General features: G+C 54.0%; 1 protein-coding gene. It reads left to right on the forward strand.

Annotated features, from left to right (window positions below; all coding sequences use genetic code 11):
- Positions 1-239: MgtC/SapB family protein (locus tag SB660_RS23535; RefSeq protein ID WP_410584997.1), on the forward strand; the 239-nt coding region annotated here is incomplete at both ends.

A 239-nucleotide genomic window follows, 5' to 3' on the forward strand; every position in this document is an offset into this window, starting at 1 on the left:
CCCAAATCATTTCCGGCGTCGGTTTTATCGGCGCGGGCGTGATCCTGCGTAAAAGCAATGACGTCATATCCGGCCTGACGACATCGGCTATCATCTGGGGCGCGGCCGGGCTGGGTCTGGCTACAGGCGCCGGCTTTTATAAAGAGGCGTTCGCAAGCCTCTTGTTTATCCTGATCAGTGTCGAATTTCTTCCGTGGCTGATCAGAAAAATCGGTCCCAATCGCTTGAAGGAAAAGGAT

It is taken from the genome of Bacillus sp. SIMBA_005, from assembly GCF_046535585.1.
In the GTDB taxonomy this organism is placed as follows: Bacteria; Bacillota; Bacilli; order Bacillales; family Bacillaceae; genus Bacillus; species Bacillus pumilus.